General features: G+C 36.6%; 18 protein-coding genes. 5 read left to right on the top strand and 13 right to left on the bottom strand.

The annotated features are described in order from the left end of the window. Positions 1 to 65 precede the first annotated feature (65 nt). The 4 genes from EUC40_RS00320 to EUC40_RS00305 are packed head-to-tail and all read right to left on the bottom strand — an operon-like array spanning position 66 to position 3429. Positions 66 to 668, bottom strand: coding sequence for a response regulator transcription factor (locus EUC40_RS00320; protein ID WP_000619248.1), 603 nt, complete (start codon positions 666 to 668; stop codon positions 66 to 68). Then, positions 665 to 1795 (bottom strand): sensor histidine kinase, encoded by a 1131-nt coding sequence (locus tag EUC40_RS00315; protein WP_156573181.1) that lies wholly within the window; start codon positions 1793 to 1795, stop codon positions 665 to 667. Before EUC40_RS00315 ends, EUC40_RS00320 begins: the two co-directional genes overlap by 4 nt. Continuing rightward, complete coding sequence (locus tag EUC40_RS00310) at positions 1796 to 2530, bottom strand: ABC transporter permease (protein ID WP_156573180.1); 735 nt, start codon at positions 2528 to 2530, stop codon at positions 1796 to 1798. Further along, positions 2527 to 3429, bottom strand: a complete 903-nt coding sequence (locus tag EUC40_RS00305) for an ABC transporter ATP-binding protein (RefSeq protein WP_156573179.1) — start codon at positions 3427 to 3429, stop codon at positions 2527 to 2529. Before EUC40_RS00305 ends, EUC40_RS00310 begins: the two co-directional genes overlap by 4 nt. A 205-nt stretch (positions 3430 to 3634) precedes the next feature. On the opposite strand from EUC40_RS00305, the gene map reads away from it, so the two are divergent. The 3 genes from map to EUC40_RS00290 all read left to right on the top strand — a co-directional run bounded on the left by map (position 3635) and on the right by EUC40_RS00290 (position 14310). Further along, entirely contained in the window at positions 3635 to 4381 is a 747-nt protein-coding gene (gene map, locus EUC40_RS00300) for a type I methionyl aminopeptidase (RefSeq protein ID WP_000586862.1), read from the top strand. Positions 4382 to 5028: 647 nt separating this feature from the next. Beyond that, positions 5029 to 12420, top strand: coding sequence for a SpaA isopeptide-forming pilin-related protein (locus EUC40_RS00295; protein WP_156573178.1), 7392 nt, complete (start codon positions 5029 to 5031; stop codon positions 12418 to 12420). Between the two features lie 489 nt (positions 12421 to 12909). Then, a complete protein-coding gene (locus tag EUC40_RS00290) occupies positions 12910 to 14310 on the top strand; it encodes a M28 family metallopeptidase (RefSeq protein WP_156573177.1) in 1401 nt (466 codons plus the stop codon). Positions 14311 to 14331: 21 nt separating this feature from the next. Here the strand turns inward: EUC40_RS00290 and EUC40_RS00285 are convergent, their stop codons facing one another. From EUC40_RS00285 to EUC40_RS00265, 5 genes are all read right to left on the bottom strand, one after another. Then, positions 14332 to 15015, bottom strand: a complete 684-nt coding sequence (locus EUC40_RS00285; RefSeq protein WP_156573176.1) for a phage holin family protein — start codon at positions 15013 to 15015, stop codon at positions 14332 to 14334. Continuing rightward, positions 14999 to 15313 (bottom strand): anti-sigma factor, encoded by a 315-nt coding sequence (locus tag EUC40_RS00280; protein WP_156573175.1) that lies wholly within the window; start codon positions 15311 to 15313, stop codon positions 14999 to 15001. The genes EUC40_RS00285 and EUC40_RS00280 overlap by 17 nt, the downstream gene beginning before the upstream one ends. Beyond that, positions 15300 to 15827 carry an RNA polymerase sigma factor gene (locus tag EUC40_RS00275; RefSeq protein ID WP_156573174.1) on the bottom strand — a complete coding sequence of 176 codons (528 nt, stop codon included), beginning with the start codon at positions 15825 to 15827 and terminating at the stop codon, positions 15300 to 15302. The genes EUC40_RS00280 and EUC40_RS00275 overlap by 14 nt, the downstream gene beginning before the upstream one ends. Positions 15828 to 16224: 397 nt before the next feature. Beyond that, positions 16225 to 17895: an arginine--tRNA ligase gene (gene argS, locus EUC40_RS00270; RefSeq protein ID WP_156573173.1), complete on the bottom strand. Its 1671-nt coding sequence runs from the start codon at positions 17893 to 17895 to the stop codon at positions 16225 to 16227. Then, positions 17895 to 18332 (bottom strand): YwiB family protein, encoded by a 438-nt coding sequence (locus EUC40_RS00265; RefSeq protein ID WP_002089794.1) that lies wholly within the window; start codon positions 18330 to 18332, stop codon positions 17895 to 17897. The genes argS and EUC40_RS00265 overlap by 1 nt, the downstream gene beginning before the upstream one ends. 204 nt (positions 18333 to 18536) lie before the next feature. Between EUC40_RS00265 and EUC40_RS00260 the strand changes: the two genes are divergently transcribed. Further along, positions 18537 to 19523 (top strand): S66 family peptidase, encoded by a 987-nt coding sequence (locus tag EUC40_RS00260; RefSeq protein WP_156573172.1) that lies wholly within the window; start codon positions 18537 to 18539, stop codon positions 19521 to 19523. A gap of 25 nt (positions 19524 to 19548) precedes the next feature. On the opposite strand, the gene EUC40_RS00255 is transcribed toward EUC40_RS00260, so the two are convergent. After that, positions 19549 to 19911: a YxeA family protein gene (locus tag EUC40_RS00255; RefSeq protein WP_071710816.1), complete on the bottom strand. Its 363-nt coding sequence runs from the start codon at positions 19909 to 19911 to the stop codon at positions 19549 to 19551. A gap of 234 nt (positions 19912 to 20145) precedes the next feature. On the opposite strand from EUC40_RS00255, the gene EUC40_RS00250 reads away from it, so the two are divergent. Further along, a complete protein-coding gene (locus EUC40_RS00250; protein ID WP_071710817.1) occupies positions 20146 to 21183 on the top strand; it encodes a PTS sugar transporter subunit IIC in 1038 nt (345 codons plus the stop codon). Positions 21184 to 21456: 273 nt separating this feature from the next. Here the strand turns inward: EUC40_RS00250 and speB are convergent, their stop codons facing one another. From speB to EUC40_RS00235, 3 genes are all read right to left on the bottom strand, one after another. After that, the gene (gene speB / locus EUC40_RS00245; RefSeq protein ID WP_048528013.1) at positions 21457 to 22329 is read right to left on the bottom strand and encodes an agmatinase; all 873 of its coding nucleotides are present in this window, start codon (positions 22327 to 22329) and stop codon (positions 21457 to 21459) included. Between the two features lie 218 nt (positions 22330 to 22547). Continuing rightward, positions 22548 to 23375 carry a polyamine aminopropyltransferase gene (gene speE, locus EUC40_RS00240; protein ID WP_000424696.1) on the bottom strand — a complete coding sequence of 276 codons (828 nt, stop codon included), beginning with the start codon at positions 23373 to 23375 and terminating at the stop codon, positions 22548 to 22550. A 187-nt stretch (positions 23376 to 23562) separates the two neighbouring features. Next, entirely contained in the window at positions 23563 to 24726 is a 1164-nt protein-coding gene (locus EUC40_RS00235) for an MFS transporter (RefSeq protein WP_149177600.1), read from the bottom strand. Between the last annotated feature and the right edge of the window lie 5 nt (positions 24727 to 24731).

Genomic DNA, 24731 nt, shown 5'->3' with positions numbered 1-24731 from the left:
GAAGACTAATAATTAGTGAAGAATGGATATAAAAAGAAGTTTACCTTTCATAGGTAAACTTCTTTTTATATCCATCCCTTTTCTTCCGCAATTGTAATTGCCTCAATTCTATTTTTCGCATCGAGCTTCGTTAACACTTCAGAAATATAATTACGTACTGTACCAGGTGACAGATAAAGTGCCTTCGCAATTTCATTTGCCGTCTTGCCCTCTTTCGCAAGCAACAATACTTCTTTTTCACGATCTGATAACGGATTTTGCTCTTGCCATAACCCGAACATTAAATCTTGAGAGATCTCTCGTTTTCCTTTCATTACATTACGAATCGCTGCAGCTAAATCCTCACTCGGACTATCTTTTAACAAATATCCGTGCACACCAGCTTTCATCGCCCTTTCAAAATACCCCGGCCTTGCGAATGTTGTTAAAATCATTACTTTGCATGCTGATTTTTCTTTCTTTAAAGTTTCCGCGACATCTAAGCCACTTTGAATTGGCATTTCAATATCCATAATACTTATATCAGGTTTTAGCGATTCGATTAATTTCAGCGCCTCTTCCCCATTTGCAGCTTGCCCTATTACTTCAATATCATCTTCTAGATCAAGCAGAGCCCCTAGTGCTCCACGAAGCATCCGTTGATCTTCTGCAATAATAATTCGAATCATGCCCTCACCTCATCTTTTCCTGTTCGAATGACAACTGGAACTTTCACTGTTAATAGCGTCCCTGGATCTATCGTACCCAGTTCAACAAATCCATCAATAAGAGCAATTCGCTCTTTCATACCGCGAATACCATTTCCATCATGATTTTGAACCGCTAAACCAATTCCATCGTCTTCTACTGTTACAATTAATTCACCTTGTGACTCTGATACAGAAACTGTGCACCGCGCTGCCTTACTATGCTTTACAACATTCGTCACTGCCTCACGTAAACACATCCCGACAATATTTTGTTCAATTGGTGATAATGAACTTGCACTCGCTTCCTGCTTCACTTCTAATTCGATATTAGCTGCTTGTAAAATCACTTTTATTTGCTCCAGCTCTTCTTCTACTGTAATCATACGCATATCAGAAATTAATTCCCTTAGCTGCTTTAAAGCTGTGCGAGATGTTTGTGTAATTTCCTTCGCTTCTATACTTGCACGCTCTGGATTTTTTACGATTAACTTCTCAACGAGCTGGCTTTTTAACGTAATAAGAGATAACGTATGACCTAATGTATCATGAAGATCTCTTGCGATTCGCTGTCGTTCTTCACGTTTTACTAAGTCTTTAATTTGCTCGTTTGCTTCGTTTAATTGGTTCTTTAACATCTTTTTTTGATTAAAATTACGCATACCAAATGGCGTAATAAGCATTAAAATAAACATTGGAATGATATTCACTAAATTTGGAATTGTTAGTTGGTTAATATTTAAAAATATAAAAGTTCCAAGCATTATAACTAATAAACATAACAATACGCGAAATACTTTCTTACTTGGTGCAAACCCCATCGCACTCGCCGTGAAATATCCAAACAATATCATGAAAGGATTATAAAACAAAGCAAACGAGAGGGTAAGGACCATTTGAATACACGCCCATAAAACGAACGTCTTCTTAACAAAATAAAGTTGTTGGTATGTGACAACGAAAACTATCAACATACCGATTCCGAGTACAAGTTTCCACCCCGATACTTGTGTCAAATTGTAAATTGGAAATAACAGATAAACGAGCCACATATACGGGAAAAAACCCAGCTGTTTCGGAAAAAATTCAAACCTCTTCATCTCTATCATTTATACCGCTTCCTGTCTTTTTCTTATATATATTGATACTACAACAAATATAAGGAAATAACCTCCTAGTACCGCGATATTTTCCCAACCAACTGATTTTCCAGCTACAATATCCCATGCGCCGCTTCCAAAATGGTATGTCGGTGTCCATTCCCCAATCGTTCTTAATATTTTTGGGAATACTTCAATTGGCATCCATAACCCGCCAATTACAGCTAAACTCATGTTTAAAATATTTGCTAGGCCAGCAGCTGCATCCGCCTTTTTAATGGAACCTATTACTGTTCCAAGCGCTAAAAATGGTGTCACACCTAACAACAACCATAATCCAGCGCCAATCCACTGCCCTACCGTTAACTCGACATGATTAATTAAGATTCCGGCCATAAAAATAAATAAGATTGAGAAAGCATTTACTACTGTTTGAGCGATAATTTTTGCTGTTAAATACGCTCCCTCTGGAAGTGGTGTAATTTTTAAAAGATGTGTCCATCCTTGCCCTTTTTCCTGAGAAATTCTAACACCGAAACTAAAAAGTGCAGTCCCTACAATACTGAAAGTTGCCATCGAAATTAAATAGTGTGCTTTCCACGCATCTCCGTTTTGTGGTACTTGAACAACATTTGTGAAAATGTAATAAAACATAACTGGCATTAATAATGAGAAAAAGATAAATAATTTATTACGGAATGTACGTAAAATTTCTATTTTGCATTGCATCCATAATGCTTTCATGCGATTTCCCCCTTCTGATTTGCGACAAACTGTTCAAATGCTTCATCAAGACTTCCTCGTTCAACCGAAACATCTGTTACAGATAGATTTCTTTGATAAATTGCTTGTAAAGTTGCATCAGTATCTTCAGTTGTTAAGATGAAACGTCCTTCATTTGACTGTACTTCTGTTACATTCGGCAATTCCTTTAATAAACTCTTAGGAATTTTCTCTTTCGAATAAAACGAGATCGTTTTTCGAGAAATCGTCGCTTTCATCTCGTCAGGTGTGCCATCTGCGATAATTTTTCCGTTTGCAAATAATAAAATACGATTCGCTAAAGCATCTGCTTCTTCTAAATAGTGCGTCGTTAAAATAATCGTTTTCCCTTCACTTGTTAACTTTCGAATCGTTTCCCAAAACGTTCTTCGAGATGTAATATCCATTCCAACCGTTGGCTCATCTAAAAACAGCAAATCTGGATTACCTGCAAGTGCGAGCGCAAAGTTTAACCTTCTTTTTTGCCCACCTGATAATTTCTCACATCTTTGCTTTCGCTCTGATTCTAAATTTGATAACTGTAATAAAGTTTCTTTTGCTACCGGATTTGTATAATAACTACGGAATAGCTCAATTGCTTCTTCCACCGTAATACTATCAATAACACTTACTTCTTGTAGCATCGCACCGAGGCTATTGCGAACATCTCTATGCTTTGGACTCTTTCCAAATACAGAAACCGTTCCTTCTGTTGGATCCTTTAATCCGAGCATCATAGACATCGTCGTTGTTTTACCAGCACCATTCGGTCCAAGTAGCGCTACTATTTCTCCTTTGTTCACATGAAACGAAACGTTATTTACCGCTTTTTTATGTTTAAATGTTTTAGAAACACCATTTACTTCAATAATCTTTTCCATCTCTCCACCCCCGCTGTTTCTTATATTTACATTGTATGTGTTGGAAAAGTTAGGAAACAGTATGATGCGTCATAACATCGATATGACAATTGTCATGTATTCTTTATGAGACGAATCAGCCCGCATACCGCAAGCGAGTAGCAGGACGAAAATAAACATGATACAATCGGATAAGATATATATTCGAGGAAGGACAGTGGTTTTCATGATTATTCGTAATGAACAAGACTTAGAAGGCTTACGAAAAATCGGCCGCATCGTTGCGCTTGCACGTGAAGAAATGAAAAAACAAGCAAAGCCAGGCATGACAACGAAAGAGCTAGATTTGATCGGTAAAAAAGTATTAGATGAGCATGGTGCTATTTCTGCACCTGAAAAAGAATATGATTTCCCTGGTGTAACTTGCATCAGTGTAAATGAAGAAGTTGCTCACGGTATTCCAGGAGATCGTGTATTAAAGGAAGGCGACTTAGTAAATGTCGACGTATCTGCTGCACTTGGTGGTTATTATGCAGATACAGGTATTTCATTTGTACTTGGGGAAGATGAAGCAAAAGAAAAGCTTTGCCAAGCAGCAGTTGATGCATTTTGGGCAGCAATGAAAAAGGTTAAAGCTGGTTCAAAACAAAATCAAATCGGTCGTGCTGTTTCAAACTTCGCACATAAAAATGGATACAATGTTATTCAAAACTTAACTGGTCACGGCATTGGTCTTAGCTTACATGAAGCACCAAATCACATTTTAAGCTATTTTGATCCAATGGATAACGCGCTTCTAAAAGATGGTCTTGTTATCGCTGTAGAGCCATTTATTTCTATGAAAGCTGATCATATTATCGAGCGCGGTGACGATGGTTGGACTTTCGTTACACCTGACAAAAGCCTTGTTGCACAATGTGAACATACAGTTGTCGTAACACGCGGCGAACCGATAATCTTAACAGAAATATAAAAAAAGGACCACTTCATAATACGAGGTGGTCTTTTTTTTACACGTTTGAAAAGAAGCAATGTTGTTGAACTCTTTACCATTTACATATATAATTTTTAAAGAAGGTTATTGATGATTACCTCTAATAAAAAGATAATCATCATAGGGAGGACTTTCTTTTTTTATTTTAAGCATCAATTAAAGTGATTTCTTTCTATTGATGAAAGGAAGGTTCCGCTTTAATCTACAAAATTATATGCTCTTTTTAGGCAAATCATCTAACTACTTGTTCAAGGTACATATTTTCTTCAACCTGACCAAATTTGACTCAACAATCTACATTTTAATTTCGCCTCAAGATCACAGAACAAACTATTATAATGAAATACATTATTTGGTTAGCATGTATCGTAAAACTTACCTTTATTAAAATAGGTAAAGCAGCCCACGGAATATTTTGCACACACCTATTTCATAAAAATCCACATTACTAGTCTCAACTTTTAAAGGTCTGATATCATTCTTTATCAGTTTTCCGGCATTTTTTGTCGAAATTTGTATATTTATTCCCTATCTCCCTCTAAAATATACATTTTGTTTTACGTTACATTGTATCACTTTGAACATGAATACTTTTGCTAAAAAGTATGCGTAACAAAGGAGGAACAATGAAAAAACTATTCAATATATGCTTAATTGCATTCGTACTATTTTCCCAGCTTGCTAGTTTTCCATACAATCAAGTAAAAGCGGAATCCTTAACAAGCAATTCATTATTTGACACTGTTGAAATGAAAGATGCAACTAATCGTATTATTGACGAAGCATTAAATCCTAAAAATTTAATAACAGCAGGATCAATCATTCAACTAGAATATGCTTGGTCAATAAAAGATCAATCTGTCGCACAAGAAACAAACACAACAGTGCTTCAAATACCTAGCGCGCTAAAGGTTAACAGTGATAAACAAGGAAACTTAATGGCAGATCAACAAGTTATTGGGCAATATTTTGTTACCGCAAATGATAATAAAATGAAACTAGTATTTAATGATCAAATGAAAGATTATACAGGCGCTAAAGGAAAAATCACTTTTGATACAGTATTTAATCCCGACTTGAAACAAGATACAAAATCTGTTCAACTCGCTTTCCCTTTAGGTACAGTAGTCAAATCTATCTCAGTTCCTGTTGAAGTAGATACTTCTAAACAACCTGTAGAAGAGCAAAAGAACGAGGACGCCGCGCAACCTACTGAAGAACAAAAGAACAGTGATGTGCAGCAACCTATCGAAGAGCAAAAGAATGGTGACGCTCAGCAACCTATCGAAGAGCAAAAGAATGGTGATGCTCAGCAACCTATCGAAGAGCAAAAGAATGGTGATGCTCAGCAACTTATCGAAGAGCAAAAGAATGGTGATGCTCAGCAACCTATCGAAGAGCAAAAGAAAGATGGTGCCGAGCAATCTATTGAAAACCATAGTGATAACTCAGCAGCGCAACCTGTTAATAATCAAGGTCCATCACCTAAACAGATTACAGAAAATATTTTAACAGGCGTCAAACTAACAGATAAAAATGGTAAACCATTTAATAATACGGATAATCGTCCAAATCCAGACTCTGCTGCCAATATCGAGTTTACATGGGAAGTTTTGAAATCATTAAACGTTAAAAATGGTGATTATTTCACTTTTGAACTTCCAAAACACTTTATCGTCCATAATACAATTACAAAACCTTTACTTGATGGAAAAGGTCATCAGATTGGGACATTCGTTGTTACACCAGAAGGAAAAGTAACAATGACCTTTAATGAATATGTTGAAGAACATCCTGATATAGCTGGTCACTTACAAATTAGTACGGAATTTAATAAAGTAGCAATTACGGGGACTACTGAACAACAAATCCCTTTCCCAATTAAAGAAAAAGACGTTACTATTACGCTTGATTTCAAACCAAATGTAAAAACATCTATGAATAAAAAAGGTGTACCTGATAGACCAATTAATACGAACCAAATTAATTGGACAGTAGAAATGAACAAAACAAAAGATATGCTTACAAACGCTATCTTCAAAGACAGCATTCCAAAGGGAGCAAGTCTTAATGAAGATTCCATTAAGGTTTACTATTTAGAAGTAGACGTTAACGGGAATACAACTCGCGGAGCAGAAGTTAATAAGAAAGACTATGAGCTTACTTCATCCTCTGATGCATTAAATATCGCTTTTAAAGGTGAAACGAATAAGGCTTATCAAATTGAATATGCGACAAAGATTATAGATGAGAGTGTTACTAGTTTCAAAAATAATGCAAAAGTATCCAGCGATAACCAAAAAGATGTATCTGCCAATGCAACTGTAACTGTATCACGCGGTACACATCTAGAGAAAACTAGTAAGTATAATCCAAAAACGCAAACGATCGAATGGACCATTACTTACAACGGTGATCAAAAGCACATCAAAAAAGATGCCGCTCGTTTAATAGATGTTTTAGATAAATCTCATAAAATTGATAAAGATTCTATCGTTGTAAAAAATGCTTCTTACAATGATAAAGGAAAACTCATCACAGGTGACAATGCTACAAACTTCACCGTAAAAGAAACAGCTGATGGATTTGATTTACAGTTTACTGAAGATATTAATAGTGCCTACGTAATCACTTACACATCAAAAGCCACGAGTGATGTCATACAAGATGGAAAAATTGAAAATGAGATTACCGCAGATGGTGGTTCACGACAGACAAATAAAGTGACATTACGTCAACAAAACATCATAAAAAAGCATAATAAAAATGCAAACGATACAGATTACAATAACAAAACAACAAAATGGACCATTACTGTAAATGATAACAACTATACGCTAAACGATGCTGTTATCACTGATACATTTGACTATGGTGGACTAACGTTACAGAAAGATAGTTTCCAAATTACAGACGGATCAAAGACACTTACCTTAGACACTGATTACAAACTTGTCGTTACAGATAAGGGATTCAAAGTAGAATTAATTGGTGACTATAAGTCAAATATGAATAAAGCTTTAACTATCACATATACAACAGACTTTAATTACGAAAATCTATCAAAAAAGAATAATAACAAATCATTCAAAAATACAGCACGTTTATCTTGGATAGACATCGATAATAAAGAAAAAGATAGTTCATCCAATGATAGATTTACGCCAGATGGCTACACAACAAGAAACGGATTTAAATACGGTTCTTACAATGCCCAAACGAAAGAAATTAAATGGGACATAGGTTTTAACTATAATTACATGACGATTAAAGACCCTTCTATCGTTGATGTACTACGAGATAATCAAAAACTCGTGCCAGGATCCATCGAAGTCCGACATATGAAATTAACTGGTGGTGCACATGGATTTGAACTAGGCGATCCAGTTTCACCTGACGAATATACGATAGAAAACCCGACGAAAGATAATAACAATACATTAAAAGTTCATTTTAAAAACGAAATTAATTCTGCGTACCATATTAGTTTTAAAACTTCTCTCGTTGGTGAACTTATTAATGAGCGCTACGATAATATTGCCGATTTAAAAGATGGATCGAAAACTGTTACTAGTATCCATGGTGCATTCGAAATCAAAAACGGTGGTAGCGGCGTTATAAAAACAGCAATACAAGATGATAATTATATTAATTGGAGCATCTCCATTAATGCGAGTCAATCAACCATTGAAAATGCTGTCGTAACAGATGATCCGACAGACAATCAAGTTATAGATGAAAAGTCATTCCATCTATATCCAACAACTGTCGCTGTGGATGGAACTTTAACGAAAGATACCACAAATGAATTAAAAGAAGGAACAGACTATAGACTCAAAATTACAACAGACAATACTACGGGAAAACAACAATTTAAAGTTGAATTCCTGCATACCATTGATCGAGCTTATATTTTAGAATACCGTTCACTTATTAATGCAGATCATATGGAAACAGTGAGCAACAAGGCAAAAATTACTGGTAACCGTTTAGTATTAAAACAGACCGAAACTGCTGAAGAAGTAGTAGTAAAAGTATCTTCTGGATCTGGAGGCGGTTCTGCTATAAAAGGACGTGGAAACCTTCAAATTATAAAAGTTGATGACGCAGACCGAAAAGTACCTTTAGCTGGTGCGGAATTTACTTTATATGATCAAACAGGTACAACTGCGATTCGAACAATGACAACGAATGTTGACGGTATCGCTCAGTTTAATAACTTACGACGCGATAAATATGTAATTAAAGAGACGAAAGCTCCTAAGGGCTATGTAATTAGTGAAGAATTAAAAACAGGTAAACTTGTTGAACTAGGTTCAAAAGAGACTACAACATATACTCTTACAAATAAGAAATTTGTCGGAAAAGTAGTACTCACGAAAACTGATGCTCATAACAATAAAAAACTTGAACATGCTGTTTTCTCTCTACTCGATCAAAACGGCAATGTCATTCCGGAACATAAAGAATTAACAACAAATGACCAAGGGCAAATTACTGTAGATAAATTAAAACCAGGAACTTACTACTTACAAGAAACAAAGGCTCCTGATCATTATCAATTAGACAGTAAACCTATAAAATTTACAATTACAGAAGATCAAACGACAGTAGTAAACCAAACTGCAACAAATAGTTTGATTCCAGGATCAGCTATTTTAACGAAAGTCGATAAAGATGGAAACACTTTATCTGGTGCAGAATTCAGTGTCCGAGATCGAAATAACCAAGTCATTCCTGGGTATGAAAAATTAACGACAAATGACCAAGGGCAAATTGAAGCAAAAGATTTACTTCCTGGAAAGTATCAATTTGTTGAAGAGAAAGCACCTGAACATTTTAAATTAGACAAAACGCCTGTTTTATTCGAAATTGAAAAAGGGCAGACGAAAGTAGCGACTGTTACAAAAACGAATCAGTTCCTTAAAGGTGGCGTTATTTTAACAAAATTCGATGATATCGATGGTACTACCCTTGAAGGCGCTATATTTAAAATTGTCGATGCGAATGACGAGAAAAAAGTAATTCGCGAAAATATAACAACAGGTTCAGATGGAAAAGTTACTGTTAAAGACTTAGACCCTGGTACGTATAAATTTATTGAAACGAAAGCTCCTAAGGATTACGCGTTAAGCACAAATCCGATCGAGTTTACAATTGATAAAAGCCAACAGTCTTTTGCTACTGTTACAGCAACAAACAGTTTAAAAACGGGCGAAGTCGAGTTATTAAAAGTAGATGAGTTTGGTAAGAAAAAACCTCTAGAAGGTGCAGTATTCAAACTTGTCGATGCAAATAATAATGACGTTCCTCCTCACACTAACTTAACTACTGATATAAACGGTAAAATTAAAGTTAGTGACTTACGTCCTGGTACGTATAAATTCATTGAAACAGCTGCACCTGCACACTACGAATTACGTGCAGAGCCTATCGAATTCACCATTGATAGAGGGCAAAAAGAAACTCTACTCGTGACAGCTGAAAATGCTTTAAAACCAGGAGATGTTGAACTAACAAAAGTGGATGATGTCGATGGTACAGCTCTTGAAGGTGCAGTATTTAAAATTGTCGATGCAAATGATGAAAAGAAAGTCATTCGTACAGATTTAAAAACTGGTTCAGACGGTAAAGTTACCGCTACTGGCTTACGCCCTGGCGATTATAAGTTTATCGAAGTAACCGCACCAAAGTATTATGATAAAAATACAAATCCTATTAAGTTCACGATTACAGAAAGTCAAACAACTACGGCTACTGTTACGGCTAAAAATAGCTTAACAAAAGGCGGTATTGAATTAACGAAAGTTAACGCTGCAAATGAAAACGAAACACTTGAAGGCGCAGTATTTAAAATTGTCGATGCAAATGATGAACAAAAAGTAATCCATACGAACCTTGTTACAAATAGTGAAGGAAAGTTAGTTGTAGATGACTTGCGTCCTGGTAACTATAAATTAATCGAAACAAAGGCTCCTACTTATTACGATGTAAATGTAGAACCAATTGAATTTACAATCGACAAAGGACAACAAAAACTCCTTCCACTTACATTTAAAAATAGTTTGACGAAAGGAAAAGTTAAACTAATTAAAGAAGATGACGTGGAAAGCAGTATAGCTCTTGCTGGTGCTGTATTCACATTACAAGACGCAACGGGCAAAGAAATTATGAAAGATTTAAAAACAGATGATTATGGCGTACTAGTTATTCCTGATTTAGCGCCAGGGGATTATCAATTTATTGAAACTGAAGCTCCTAAGCATTATAAATTAGATCAAACACCTATTAAGTTCACGATTAAAAAAGGTAGCAAGGAAGATCTTCCCGTCCCTGTCACTGTAAAAAATAGTTTACTTACAGGTGGCGTCACTTTAACAAAAGTAGACGATATAGACGGTACTACTCTTGAAGGCGCAGAATTTATAATTGTTGATGCGAATGACACCACTAAGGTAATTCGTAAAGGCTTAACAACCGATGAACACGGTAAAGTTACTGCTTCTGATTTACGTCCTGGAGACTATCAATTTATTGAAGTAAAAGCTCCAAAAGACTATGACTTACGCAAAGACCCTATCCCGTTCACGATTGGAAAAAGCCAAACAGAAAATGTTACTGTTACTGCTACTAACAGCTTAACGAAAGGCAGCGTCATTTTAACAAAAATAGATGACATCGATCGTACAATGCTGAAAGATGCAATCTTTAAAATTGTGGATATGGATGGAAAAGAAGTTCGTGCAAACCTTGTTACGAACGACAAAGGCGAAATTTCTGTTTCTGATTTAAGCCCTGGAGACTATCAATTTATTGAAACGCAGGCTCCTGAACATTATGTGTTAGACGAAACACCGATTCCATTTACAATTGAAAGAAGTCAAACGAAAAAGATTACTATTACAAGTAAAAACGCTTTGAAAAAAGGTAGCGTCGAATTAACAAAGATTGATGATACTGATATCGATACGAAGCTTGCTAATGCTGTATTTAATTTATTAGATGCAGATGGAGAGCTAGTAAAAGAAGGCTTAAAAACAAATAGCGAAGGAAAAATCGTTATCGAAAACCTTCGTCCTGGCACGTATCAATTCGTTGAAACAAGCGCTCCTGAACATTATGATTTAGACAAAAAACCAATTGTATTTACAATTGAAAAAAGCCAAAAAGATATTGCCTCTGTTACTATGAAAAACAGCTTAACAAAAGGCGGCGTGGAACTTTCTAAAGTAGATGACGTTGATGGCACTACTCTTGAAGGCGCGGTATTTAAAATCGTTGATCATAACGGATTTGATGTTCGCACTGATTTAACGACTGATAAAGATGGGAAAATTTCTATTTCTGATTTACGTCCAGGAGACTATCAGTTTATTGAAACGAAAGCTCCTACTGGCTATGATTTAAATGCTACTCCAATTGCTTTCACCATTGCGAAAGGACAATCTCAAATGAACTCTGTTACAGCTTTAAATAGCTTAACAACAGGTTCGATTGAATTAACGAAAGTTGATATTGATCACAAAGGAACACTTGAAGGTGCCATTTTCAACATTCTAGACCAAAATGGAAATGTAATTCGAGAAGGTTTAAAAACAGACCAGCATGGTAAATTAATCGTAAATGATTTGAAACCTGGTAATTATCAATTAGTGGAGACAAAAGCTCCTGAAGGTTATCAATTAGACGCATCACCAATCAACTTTATAATCGAAAAAGCTCAAGCTACACCACTACAAATTACAGTTTCAAATAAAAAAATTGTGTCTTCGCCAGATGGAGAGGAAAAACCAATTACTCCGCCAAATAACGAAGATCACAAAGGTAATAAAACATCTGAAGAACAAGCTAAAGAAACAGATGACGAACAGTTGAACAAACAAAAAGATGATCAAAATATGGATAAAAACCTTCCAAATACAGGTCATAAAGAAGATACTACACAAACAGTAGGTATCGTTCTTCTGCTAGCTGGATTGTTAAGTATTCTAGCTACAAAACGAAAAAAACATTATTAATAATATTTTGCATCCAATTAATCTCTCAATTGATTGGATGTTTTTTTATGCAAAAAGGACGATACATAAAGTATCGTCCTTTTAACGGGGTGAGGCTGTCCAACAGTACGGAAAACTCTTGAACAGCCTCGTATTTTCATATGGATGCCTTACATATATCATTGATGATAATTATGAAATGCGGAAACATAGTTACCACCACATGATTCAAACATGAGAAAAGAAACCATATAACAGTCCCTTTTCCCTACATAATCTAAAGTTTGGGTACACTAGATTCATGCAATATAGGAGCTTTCCAAGCAGAAAGCGAACCCTCACCTAAAATGATAGCATATATATCTTCGCCAAAAATATGCAAATGTGCATATAACGTTTTTTATTTCTCAACAACAGAATATTGAAAATTCAGTCTTCTAAAGGTAAAATAAAGTCGTTAACCGTCTTCTTTTGTCAGTCAGAGAGAATAGAAGAATGGGAGAGGAAAAAATGAAAAAATCACTGAAACAAAAAATAGTAAGCTCCTTGCTTGCTGTATCACTCGCCGTTAGCTTAGCTCCAATTGGACAAGCAAAAGCTGATTCCACGTCAGAAATCACACAAAACCCACCTATTACAAAACAAGTTGATGCAAGCCGCGCTATCGAACATGTTCGATTTTTATCCGAAACAATAGGCCCCCGTCCTGGTGGGACAAAATCAGAAGAGTGGGCTTCCCGTTACGTTGGTATGAAGCTCAAATCAATGGGCTATGAAGTAGAATATCAGCCATTTCAAGTACCGGATCAGTACGTTGGATTTATCGATTCACCATTATCTACAAAACGTAATTGGCAAGCTGGTGCTGCTCCAAATGCACTAATTTCTACAGAAGCTGTTACAGCGCCTCTTATCTTTGTTCAAGGTGGCACAAAACTAGAAGATATTCCAAATGAGGTAAATGGAAAAATTGTTTTATTTGAAAGAGGAACAACAGTAGCAGACTACAATAAACAAGTCGAAAATGCTGTTAGCAAAGGTGCAAAAGGTGTTCTTTTATACAGTTTAATTGGTGGACGTGGAAACTACGGACAAACTTTCAATCCCCGCTTAACGAAAAAACAATCTGTGCCTGTATTTGGTCTTGCTTATGCTCAAGGAAATGCTTTTAAAGAAGAAATCGCTAAAAAGGGAACAACAATTCTTTCCCTAAAAGCGAGACATGAATCTAATTTGACATCCCTAAATGTTATCGCTAAAAAGAAACCAAAAAAGAGTACAGGTAATGAAAAAGCTGTCGTTGTAAGTTCACACTACGATAGTGTCGTTGGAGCACCTGGAGCAAACGATAATGCTTCTGGTACAGGTTTAGTATTAGAGTTAGCTCGTGCTTTTCAAAATGTAGAAACTGATAAAGAAATTCGTTTTATTGCTTTCGGATCTGAAGAAATCGGATTACTTGGCTCTGATTATTATGTGAATAGTCTTTCCCAAAAAGAACGTGACCGGATTTTAGGTGTTTTTAACGCAGACATGGTTGCAACAAGTTATGATAAAGCAAAGAATTTATACGCTATGACTCCTAATGGCTCTCCAAATCTTGTAACAGATGCTGCCCTTCAAGCAGGGAAACAATTAAATAATGATCTCGTTCTTCAAGGTAAATTTGGCTCTAGTGACCACGTACCGTTTGCTGAAGCTGGGATTCCTGCCGCTCTATTTATTTGGATGGGTGTCGATAGTTGGAATCCATTAATCTATCATATTGAGAAGGTATACCATACCCCTCAAGATAACGTATTTGAAAACATTTCACCAGAACGTATGAAAATGGCATTAGATGTCATCGGAACTGGCGTTTATAACACACTTCAAAAACCGGTTACTCAAACCGAACAAAAAGCTGCATAATCGCACTAAAAAAAGGGCCTCTTATAAGGCCCTTTCTTTTGCTTCCCAATTTACTTTTACAAATCCATCTTTCACCCTTAAACCACTTATATTAAATATATATTTTTCATTTGCTTTTAATGTAACTGTAAAAGTACCCTTTTTCGATTCACAAATCTCTTTTAACTCTTTTATACCCTCACCTTGTCTTTCATACAAGCTGAAGCACAAATTACCACGTTTTGCATCCGTCTCATAGGAAAACGTCATTTCAGTATCTTTTTCGTACTGAATTTCAATATCTTTACCAGCAATATCCCATGATGAGAACTTCGCCTCGTAACTTGTCTCTCCTTGTTGCTCACTTTCTAAATATATATCTCCTGCTCTCCACGTATCGTCTAACGTTTGGACAAAAGTAAATCCGCTAAGGAATACAAGCATTGTACTTGCTAATATCGCAACTAACGTTATTTTTTGTTTTTTTATACCTTCCATCGCATGTTCTCCTTCTACTCTCTTTTTACTTCTTCGTACCATGTATAACAAAACTCCAATAAAAAACGGCAATATAATCGCTACAGCACTCCACCACTTACTTAGTCCATGCCTCTTCGCATCTGTATATACCCACGATGCTACACATACTAATAGTGCGATAAAAGCAAAAAACATTGTAACTCCAGCTACTTCAAATACCATAAATGGATTAGCGAACTCTTTCATATAATTTATACTCCTTCTTTAAAAATGACTGTATGACAACATATATAGGAATGTATAGATGCATCATAATAACTATCGCTATAATAATAGATATTTTATGATGCAAATGGCTAACAAACTGTTCTAGGGTGACTGTTAGTAAAACAATCCAAATGGCATGAATGAAAACAACCCATCTCTTCTCTAATTTTCGAGCATTTCGCACGCCCTGTTTCGTATTATTTATCAGCTCTTCACTTGGAATCATCTCTTCCGCTAAGCTACTTTTTATTTTCTGGTCAAACTTATCTTCCGTCATAAACGAACCCCTCCAAATGTTCTCGCATTTGCTTCTTCGCATAATTAAGGCGATATTTCACTGTACCAATCGGTATATTTAATATTTCACTCATTTCCTTATAAGAATATTGTTCATAATAGTAGAGTACGAGTACAGTTTTATACTTTTCATTCAATAACTGTATAACTTCCCGTATCATTTCCGCTTCCACTTTTTGAATCAATTCCTCTGATATATTCACTTCATCTGCGAAATCTATTTCTCCACCATCCTCTGTATGAAACAAATCCAATACGCGATCTTTCCACCGCTTTTTCTTACGATAAAAATCATAAAATGTGCGGACACAAATTGTAGTAATCCACTTTTTATAGTTATCTACAGAAGAAAGTTGATGCCGCGAGGAAAAAACTTTTATCCACGTCTCTTGAAAAATATCTTCTGCATCTTCTTTCGTCTTCGCTAATTTATAGCATAAGGAATATATTTGCTGCTTATATATATCAATTAGTTCATCTACCTTTTCTTCCATCATAAACCTCCTGTCATTTATATAAGACGACGCAAATTCCCCTTTTGTTTGAAAAAAATTTTATTTTTTATTATTTCCATATAAAAAGGCAATCACAACATTGTGTGATTGCCTTTTACTTAAAAACGAAAGTCCGCTTCCGCTTTTCTTTATTGTCCAGCTCCAGCGGCTAGAATACTCGGTGGCTTCGCGCCTTCCTCCGAGGCAAAGTACGCCTCTCTGTCAGGAGCTCCACCCCCCTCCTATTCTAAACGAGCCGCTTCCGCTTTTCTTTATGTCTAGCTCTGCCTCCTAGCCCCTTCCGTCTAAGAACCTTCCCCACGAGAAGATAAAATGCATCTTCTGTGGGAAAGAACCTTAGCCTTCGGGACTAAACAGTCGGCTCCGCTTTTCTTAATTACATTTTTTCTGGTGCAGATACTCCTACGATTGCTAGTGCGTTTTGAAGTGTAGTACGTACTGCTTTCATTAATTCGTAACGAGCTTTACTTAATTCTAAGTTATCTTGGTTTAATACTTTTTCTGCATTGTAGAAGCTGTGTAATGCTGCTGCTAATTCAAATGCATAGTTTGTAATACGGTGTGGCAGACGTTTTTGCGCTGCATCCGCAACTACTGCTGGGAATTCACCAAGTTTTTTCAGTAACTCTACTTCTTTCTCAGAAGTAACAATTTTGTAGTTCACCTCTCCGCCTGTAGCTAATCCTAATTCCTCACCTTGACGAAGGATGCTGCATACGCGCGCATGAGCATATTGTGCATAGTATACTGGGTTTTCATTAGATTTTGATACAGCTAAGTCCATATCGAAGTCTAAATGAGAATCACCGCTACGCATTGCGAAGAAGTAACGCATTGCGTCTACGCCCACTTCTTCCATAAGCTCACGAAGTGTAACTGCTTTACCTGTACGTTTACTCATCTTCATTTTTTCACCATTTTGGTACAGTTGTACCATTTGGATGATTTCTACTTCTAACGTGTCTTTATCGTAACCAAGCGCTTGAATAGCAGCTTTCATACGAGGAATGTAACCGTGGTGGTCAGCACCCCAAATGTTGATTAATTTATCAAAACCACGCTCTAATTTGTCACGGTGGTAAGCGATATCTGGCGTTAAGTACGTGTAAGAACCGTCGTTTTTAATTAATACACGGTTTTTATCATCACCGTAAGTCATAGAACGGAACCAAGTTGCCCCATCTTCTTCAAAAATCTCGTCGCGCTCTTTTAATACAGCAAGAGCTTGATCGATTTTTCCGTTTTTGTATAATGATGTTTCTGAGAACCACACATCAAATTTAACACGGAAGCTTTCTAAGTCTTTTTGAAGTTTTGCTAATTCATATTTTAAACCGTACTCACGGTAGAATTCATAGCTTTCTTTTTCATCAGCTTTCGCATAACGATCGCCAAATTCTTCAGCTAAACGTTTACCGATGCCGATAATATCTGCACCGTGGTAGCCGTCTTCTGGCATTTCTTTCTCTAAACCTAATGCTTGCATGTAACGAGCTTCAACAGAAAGAGCTAAGTTATGAATTTGGTTACCAGCGTCATTAATGTAGTACTCACGAGATACATCGTATCCTGCTTTTGCTAATAGGTTACATAAAGTATCACCTACTGCCGCACCACGTGCATGTCCTAAGTGAAGGTCACCTGTTGGATTCGCAGATACGAACTCAACTTGTACTTTTTCACCTTTACCAGTATTCGTTTCACCATAAGCTTCACCAGCGTTAACGATTGTTGGAATTAAGTCTGTTAAGTAGCTATTATCCATGTAGAAGTTAATGAAACCAGGACCTGCGATTTCAATTTTTTCAATAGAAGCTTTTGCTTTATCGAAGTTTGCAACTAATTCTTCTGCAATCATACGAGGTGCTTTCTTCGCAACGCGCGCAAGTTGCATTGCCATATTTGTAGAGAAGTCACCATTTGTTTTATCTTTTGGAGATTCTAATACAACGTTTGGAATCTGTTCTTCTGTCGCTAATTCTGCCTTTAATACAGCAGCTTGAATTTCTTCTTTAATCAATCCTTTTACTTGTTCTAAAGAATTCATTATTTTGCCTCCTTCAAATTAAGTGTAATTGTATATCTGCCAGCTTCTTGTTCACTTAGAAGCAATGCGTACGTTAAGAAGAGTTGTCCTTTTTTCTTTTCATCCGACCATTTAAAAAGAACGTTATCAGTCTTTGTTTGCAGTGCAAACGTACCAAGTTCACTCGTATACGTACCCGTTGTCCATTCACCTTTCACATGCGTCTGACGCATAGAAATAGCACCTGAACGCATAATGAGAACTTGTTCATCTTGAATTTTAATAATTGTTTTCACTTCGCCTTGTTCGTTCGGCTCTTGGAATGTTATATATGTACCTTGACCTTTTACATAGTATTGACCATTTGCTTCAAAAGCAACGGTTTCCTTCCTCGCCCCTTCACGGATTTCTGTTACGAAATGAACGTGTACCGGCAAGCCTGCAAGTTGTTTCTTCACGTCTTGCACACCTTTCAAATGTTATAGATATTAAATACTACTTATAATAAATCACTTTTCCTATCATATCAAAAAAAGACTCTGTCTGTCTGCTGAAAAATCAGGAAAACTCCTTTTCAAAAAATAATTCACTTTCACTTTATTTCATATGATAAAATATTTTTTAAATCTAAATATTCTTTCATTTAATAGAGGTGAACCTATATGCTACCAACAAAATTAAAAAAAGGTGATGAAATACGAGTTATTTCACCATCTTGTAGTTTAAGTATTGTCTCAAATGAAAACAGAAATCTTGCTATAAAAAGATTAAACAACATGGGCTTTCAAGTTACGTTCTCAAAACACGCTGAAGAGCTAGACCGCTTTGCGTCCTCTTCTATTTCTTCACGTGTTCAAGATTTTCACGAAGCATTCAGGGATCCTAATGTAAAAGCAATTTTGACGACACTTGGTGGATACAACTCTAATGGTTTATTGAAACATCTCGATTACGATTTAATCCGTGAAAACCCGAAATTTTTCTGTGGTTATTCTGACATTACTGCTTTAAATAATGCCATTTACACAAAAACAGGGCTTGTTACATATTCAGGACCCCATTTCTCTTCATTTGGAATGGAGAAAGGGCTCGAGTATACAACCGATTACTTTTTAAAATGCTTAACTTCTAATGAACCTATTGAAGTCCTATCATCTGAAACGTGGAGCGATGATTCTTGGTATGTAGACCAGGAAAATCGCGAATTTATTAAAAATGAAGGATATGTTTCGATTCACGAAGGCGAAGCAGCAGGAGATATTATTGGTGGCAATATGAGCACTTTAAATTTACTGCAAGGTACACCATACATGCCGAACTTGCGAGATAAATTATTATTTCTTGAAGAAGATAGTCTAACAGGAAAAGCTACTCTTCAAACTTTTGATCGTTATTTACACTCCCTTATGCAGCAACCAGATTTTGAATATGTAAAAGGTATTATTATAGGAAGAATGCAAAAAGGAGCAGATTGTACAATCGAAGACATACAGGAAATGATTGTTTCAAAGCCTGAACTGGCACATATACCTATCATTGCAAACGCAAGTTTCGGTCATACAACCCCGATTTTCACTTTCCCAATTGGTGGACGTGCAAAAATCATTTCTAACAAAGAAAAGACATCTATCACCATTTTAACGCACTAAAAAAGGAGCGAATGATTCGCTCCTTTTATGGTTTTTCTATCTTTTGCAGTGCCTTTTGCGGGATTGACTCTTTCGAGATTTCAGCCCATCCTTTTCCCTGCATACCTTTTGCATAAATTTTTATAAAAGCGCCTGTATGCAATTCACGGTTCATCATTCTTTTAATAATTTGTAGCTTTCCGTCTTCTGTATATCCTTTAAATGTATATAAATACTCATCATCTTTTTTCTCACCTTTATCTATAACTGCATAATAATCTTGTATTTCTTTATTTGAAAAGAAGTTGTCTACAAAAGCATGTACACCTTCTGTTTTTGTGTTTAAATAATACGCTGTTCCCCCTAAAATGATGGCGAATACAGCTAAAACTTTAATTACCAATTTCATACATAATCCTCCTGTTTGCACTTCTTTCTCGCTAACCATATGTCTATACCTGTATTATACGAAAAAAAGCATACTATACTCTATCCAAATGCCTTACACTTCCCTTACATTGTTGTAAGGATTTTTCACCTTACAGCAATTTCCGGGCAAAAAGTTTTTCCGTTTAACAAACTTTTATATTATTATTGAATGATACGAATTTTTATTACAAAAATCAAAGGAGACAGTTTTCAAATGGCTATCTTGCAAGGTTTAGCACTATTACTTGTTGTACTTTGTCTATTTACACTTTTTAGTTACCGTGCTCCTTACGGCATGAAAGCAATGGGTGCTTTAGCTAATGCAGCAATCGCAAGTTTTCTTATTGAAGCCTTTCACCGTTATATTGGTGGAGAGATGTTTCATAATGACTTTTTACAATCAGTAGGAGAAGCTTCTGGTAGTATGAGCGGTGTCGCAGCGGCAATTTTAGTCGCACTAGCAATCGGTGTTTCACCCGTATATGCTGTTTTAATCGGTATCGCTACTAGTGGATTCGGTATTTTACCAGGATTCTTCGCTGGATACGTTTGTGCATTCATCGTGAAATTTCTCGAAAAGAAATTACCAGCTGGTGTAGAGTTTTTAGCAATTTTATTTATTGCCGCACCAATCTCACGCGGAATGGCTATGCTTATGGATCCACTCGTTAACGCAACACTCGGTAAAATCGGTTCTATGATTTCAGTTGCAACTACAGAAAGTCCTATCATTATGGGTATTATGCTTGGTGGATTAATAACAGTTATTTCTACCTCCCCATTAAGTTCTATGGCACTAACTGCCATGCTTGGATTAACAGGTTTACCAATGGCAATTGGTAGTCTTGCCGTAGCAGCTTCAGCCCCAATGAACTTTATTTTCTTTAAACGACTAAAAATTTGTTCAAAGAAAGATACAATTGCTGTAGCAATCGAGCCTTTAACACAAGCCGATGTTGTCTCAGCAAATCCAATTCCAATTTATGCGACAAACTTCGTTGGCGGTGCACTTGCCGGTATTATTACGTCCCTATTCCAGCTCGTTAATAATGCGCCAGGAACAGCATCACCAATTCCAGGACTTCTTGTCTTATTCGGATTTAATGACGTTATAAAAGTAACAATCGCCGCTGTACTGTGTGGAATCGTTACCACGATTGTTGGATACGTTGGATCAATCATATTCCGCAAATATCCAATCCGTTCTGCTGATGAAATTCGCGGAGTTACTTCGGAAGAAAAAGTTGCATAATAAAAAGAGCTATTCTCAAACAATGAGAATAGCTCTTTTTGATGTTGCGTGACAGCTAGAATGATCGGTGGCTTCGCTTCTTCCTTCGAGGCAAAAAACGCCTTTTGCAGGAAAGAGTCTTAGCCACCGGGTCTAAACAGTCAGCTTCACTTTTACTTTATCCAGCTACTGCAGCTAGAATCTCCAGCCATTTCACACTCTCGGCCTGCGCCAAAAGCACTTCTCGGTCGAGCGTTCCAATGACCTGCGATTCTGAGCGAGCTGCCTCCGCTTTTACTTCACCCAACCGAGCAGCATTTCCCGCACGAATTTGCTTGCTGCGACTGGTGTTTGATCACTATGGTCGTAGACAGGAGCCACTTCTACTAAGTCCGCTCCAACTACATTTATATTTGAATTTGCAATTGCGACGATGGAATCTAATAATTCTTTAGATGTGATACCTCCAGCTTCTAACGTTCCTGTTCCTGGAGCGTGAGCTGGGTCTAATACGTCAATGTCAATTGTGACATAGACTGGGCGTCCTGCAAGTTTCGGTAATACTTCTTTTAACGGTTCTAATACGTCAAATTTGTATAAGTTCATACCTACTTCTTTTGCCCATTCAAATTCTTCCTTCATTCCAGAACGAATTCCGAAAGAATATACGTTTTCCGGACCAATTAAATCACACACTTTACGAATTGGTGTAGAGTGGGATAAAGGCTCCCCTTCATACGATTCACGTAAATCAGTATGAGCATCCATGTGGATGATTGCTAAATCCGGATATTTTTTTGCCATTGCCTTAAAAATTGGCCAAGACACTAAGTGCTCACCGCCGAGACCTAGTGGAAACTTACCGGCATCTAAAAGTTTTGATACATACTCTTCAATCATGTCTAAGCTGCGTTGTGCGTTTCCGAATGGTAATGGGATATCACCCGCATCAAAATATTTTACCTCTTCTAGTTCACGATCTAAATATGGGCTATATTCTTCAAGACCGATTGATACTTCTCGAATACGTGCAGGGCCAAAGCGAGATCCTGGACGGTAACTTACTGTCCAATCCATAGGCATCCCATAAATAACTACCTTTGACTCTTCAAAACTTGGATGACTTTTAATAAATACTTTACCTGAATAAGCTTCATCAAAACGCATATTCTTTTCCTCCTTATGTGGAACTTAAGGTATCCCAACCTTTCATATTTCTCAAATTTGGAGCGAGTTGCTCCTCTTTCTCGATTTACCGGGGTCTTCTGTTTCATAACAAGAAGACGATTTTCTTTACAGAAGTGTAAATAGCTAGCATGTTCAAGTCTTCTGGACAAACACCTTAAATGAGCTATTTACACTTTATTTGTTACAATTCGATTCTCTTACTTAATTAAATCGCCAACAAATTTCGGTAATGCGAATGCTGCATTGTGCAATTCTTTTGTGTAGTATTTCGTTTCAATTTCGTGGAAACGCTCTTCACTTACTTCTAATGGATCATGTTTTTTAGATCCGATTGTGAATGTCCAAAGTCCACTTGGGTATGTCGGAATGTTTGCTGTGTATAAACGAGTAATTGGGAAAATCTCTTTTACATCTTTAAACACAGTCGTAATTAGTTCTGGTGTGAACCAAGGGTTGTCCGTTTGCGCAACGAAAATACCGTCTTCTTTTAACGCTTTAGAGATTCCAGCGTAGAAACCTTTTGTAAATAAGTTTACTGCTGGTCCAACTGGCTCAGTAGAATCTACCATAATTACGTCATATTCATTTTCGCTTTCCGCGATATGTAGGAAACCGTCTCCTACTTTCACTTCTACACGCTCATTGTCTAATGCGCCTGCAATTGATGGTAAGTACTGTTTAGAGTACTCGATTACTTTTCCGTCAATCTCAACAAGAGTAGCTTTTTTTACGCTTGGGTGTTTTAACACTTCACGAATAACACCGCCATCACCACCACCTACAACTAAAACGTTTTCAGGGTTTGGATGTGTAAATAAAGGTACGTGCGCTACCATTTCATGATAAACGAACTCATCTTTTTCTGTTGTCATAACCATGCCGTCTAAAATAAGCATGTTTCCGAACTCTTCCGTTTCAACCATATCAAGTTTTTGGAATTCTGTTTGCTCCGTATGTAATGTGCGGTTAATACGCGCAGTAATCCCAAAATGTTTTGTTTGTTTTTCAGTGAACCATAGTTCCATCGTACAATCACGCCTTTCAGTGCAAATTTATAATAGGGGACATCATTAATGTCCCCTAACAAAAATAAAACAAAACATCCAAAAAGTATAGTTAAAAGTATAAAAATACCGAAAATATATTTTAGTCAGAGGGTTCTAACATATATATGAAAAGGGTTTGTCCTGTAATAGGAAAGAAAACCCTTTCTTAAGAAAGGGCTTTTGTCTCTATTTCTACTGGTTTACGAATCGGGATTAAGATCATTACACAACCAACTAACACAACAATCCCACCAACTAAGAACGGACTTTGCGGCGAAACTGTATGACCGATAACTCCTGATAAAATTGGAGCAATCGCGCCTCCTAACCAACGGACGAAGTTATATACCCCTGACGTAACAGATCTTTCATAAGGTGAAATATCCATTACATAACTTGTAAATAACGCATTATTTAATCCTGACGCTAATCCAGATAGAACGATTAATACGATTTGTAACCACATAATTTTCACGAAGAATAGCGCAATTAATAACATCGCAAATACGAGTAAACTGCCCTTTAATACTGTCTTTGGCTCATATTTTCCTTCTAGCTTATGTGCTAAAATTGCTGATCCGTAAGCTAGCGCTAATCCCCATCCACAAAATACAAAACCTAATTGAATGGCAGATAAATGCATAACAAGTGGGGAATATGCTAAAACGACGAAAAATCCGTAGTAATATAGCATCCCTGAAATGGCACCTTGCATAAATGGTTTATACTTCACCAGGTTAAGTAATTCTCCCATGCCAGCTGCTTTACGCTTCACTTTTCGCTCTGGTTCTTTTACAAAAAAGAAAACTAAAATAAATGCTAAGAAAATTAAAATACTCGTTGCGAAAAATGGGTAACGCCAAGAATGTCCACCTAATATACCACCTAATAACGGTCCGCCTGCCATCCCTAAACCGATAGCTGCTTCATATAACCCAACTGCTTCATGAACTTCTTTACTTAATGCTATTAAAAGTGTCATTGCCGTCGCAAAAAACATCGCATTTCCTAGTCCCCATCCAGCACGGAAAAGAGATAATTGAGCAATCGTTTGCGATATACCGCATATAAACGCAAATACAGTCACAATTGCAAGACCGATTGTCATCATTCGTTTATCCCCAAATCTTGATGCAAATATTCCAGCTGGTAACATCATAATTGCCATCGTTAAAATATAAGCTGTAAATAACATCTCGACTTGCCAATGCGTTGCACCAATTTTTTCAGCAATAATCGGCAAAATTGGGTCGACTACCCCTATACCCGAAAAGGCAAGAAAGGTAGCCACCACTGTAATCAATCTCCCTAGTTTTTGTTTGCTCTCCATTTTGA

It is taken from the genome of Bacillus luti, from assembly GCF_009739945.1.
In the GTDB taxonomy this organism is placed as follows: Bacteria; Bacillota; Bacilli; order Bacillales; family Bacillaceae_G; genus Bacillus_A; species Bacillus_A luti.
Note: the sequence above shows the minus strand (reverse complement) of the source record. Positions and strands in the feature narration are given on the sequence as shown.

Coding starts and splice junctions, on each gene's coding strand:
- EUC40_RS00320 (WP_000619248.1), bottom strand. CDS start 668: ATGATTCGAATTATTATTGCAGAAGATCAACGGATGCTTCGTGGAGCA.
- EUC40_RS00315 (WP_156573181.1), bottom strand. CDS start 1,795: ATGATAGAGATGAAGAGGTTTGAATTTTTTCCGAAACAGCTGGGTTTT.
- EUC40_RS00310 (WP_156573180.1), bottom strand. CDS start 2,530: ATGAAAGCATTATGGATGCAATGCAAAATAGAAATTTTACGTACATTC.
- EUC40_RS00305 (WP_156573179.1), bottom strand. CDS start 3,429: ATGGAAAAGATTATTGAAGTAAATGGTGTTTCTAAAACATTTAAACAT.
- map (WP_000586862.1), top strand. CDS start 3,635: ATGATTATTCGTAATGAACAAGACTTAGAAGGCTTACGAAAAATCGGC.
- EUC40_RS00295 (WP_156573178.1), top strand. CDS start 5,029: ATGAAAAAACTATTCAATATATGCTTAATTGCATTCGTACTATTTTCC.
- EUC40_RS00290 (WP_156573177.1), top strand. CDS start 12,910: ATGAAAAAATCACTGAAACAAAAAATAGTAAGCTCCTTGCTTGCTGTA.
- EUC40_RS00285 (WP_156573176.1), bottom strand. CDS start 15,015: ATGAAAGAGTTCGCTAATCCATTTATGGTATTTGAAGTAGCTGGAGTT.
- EUC40_RS00280 (WP_156573175.1), bottom strand. CDS start 15,313: ATGACGGAAGATAAGTTTGACCAGAAAATAAAAAGTAGCTTAGCGGAA.
- EUC40_RS00275 (WP_156573174.1), bottom strand. CDS start 15,827: ATGGAAGAAAAGGTAGATGAACTAATTGATATATATAAGCAGCAAATA.
- argS (WP_156573173.1), bottom strand. CDS start 17,895: ATGAATTCTTTAGAACAAGTAAAAGGATTGATTAAAGAAGAAATTCAA.
- EUC40_RS00260 (WP_156573172.1), top strand. CDS start 18,537: ATGCTACCAACAAAATTAAAAAAAGGTGATGAAATACGAGTTATTTCA.
- EUC40_RS00255 (WP_071710816.1), bottom strand. CDS start 19,911: ATGAAATTGGTAATTAAAGTTTTAGCTGTATTCGCCATCATTTTAGGG.
- EUC40_RS00250 (WP_071710817.1), top strand. CDS start 20,146: ATGGCTATCTTGCAAGGTTTAGCACTATTACTTGTTGTACTTTGTCTA.
- speB (WP_048528013.1), bottom strand. CDS start 22,329: ATGCGTTTTGATGAAGCTTATTCAGGTAAAGTATTTATTAAAAGTCAT.
- speE (WP_000424696.1), bottom strand. CDS start 23,375: ATGGAACTATGGTTCACTGAAAAACAAACAAAACATTTTGGGATTACT.
- EUC40_RS00235 (WP_149177600.1), bottom strand. CDS start 24,726: ATGGAGAGCAAACAAAAACTAGGGAGATTGATTACAGTGGTGGCTACC.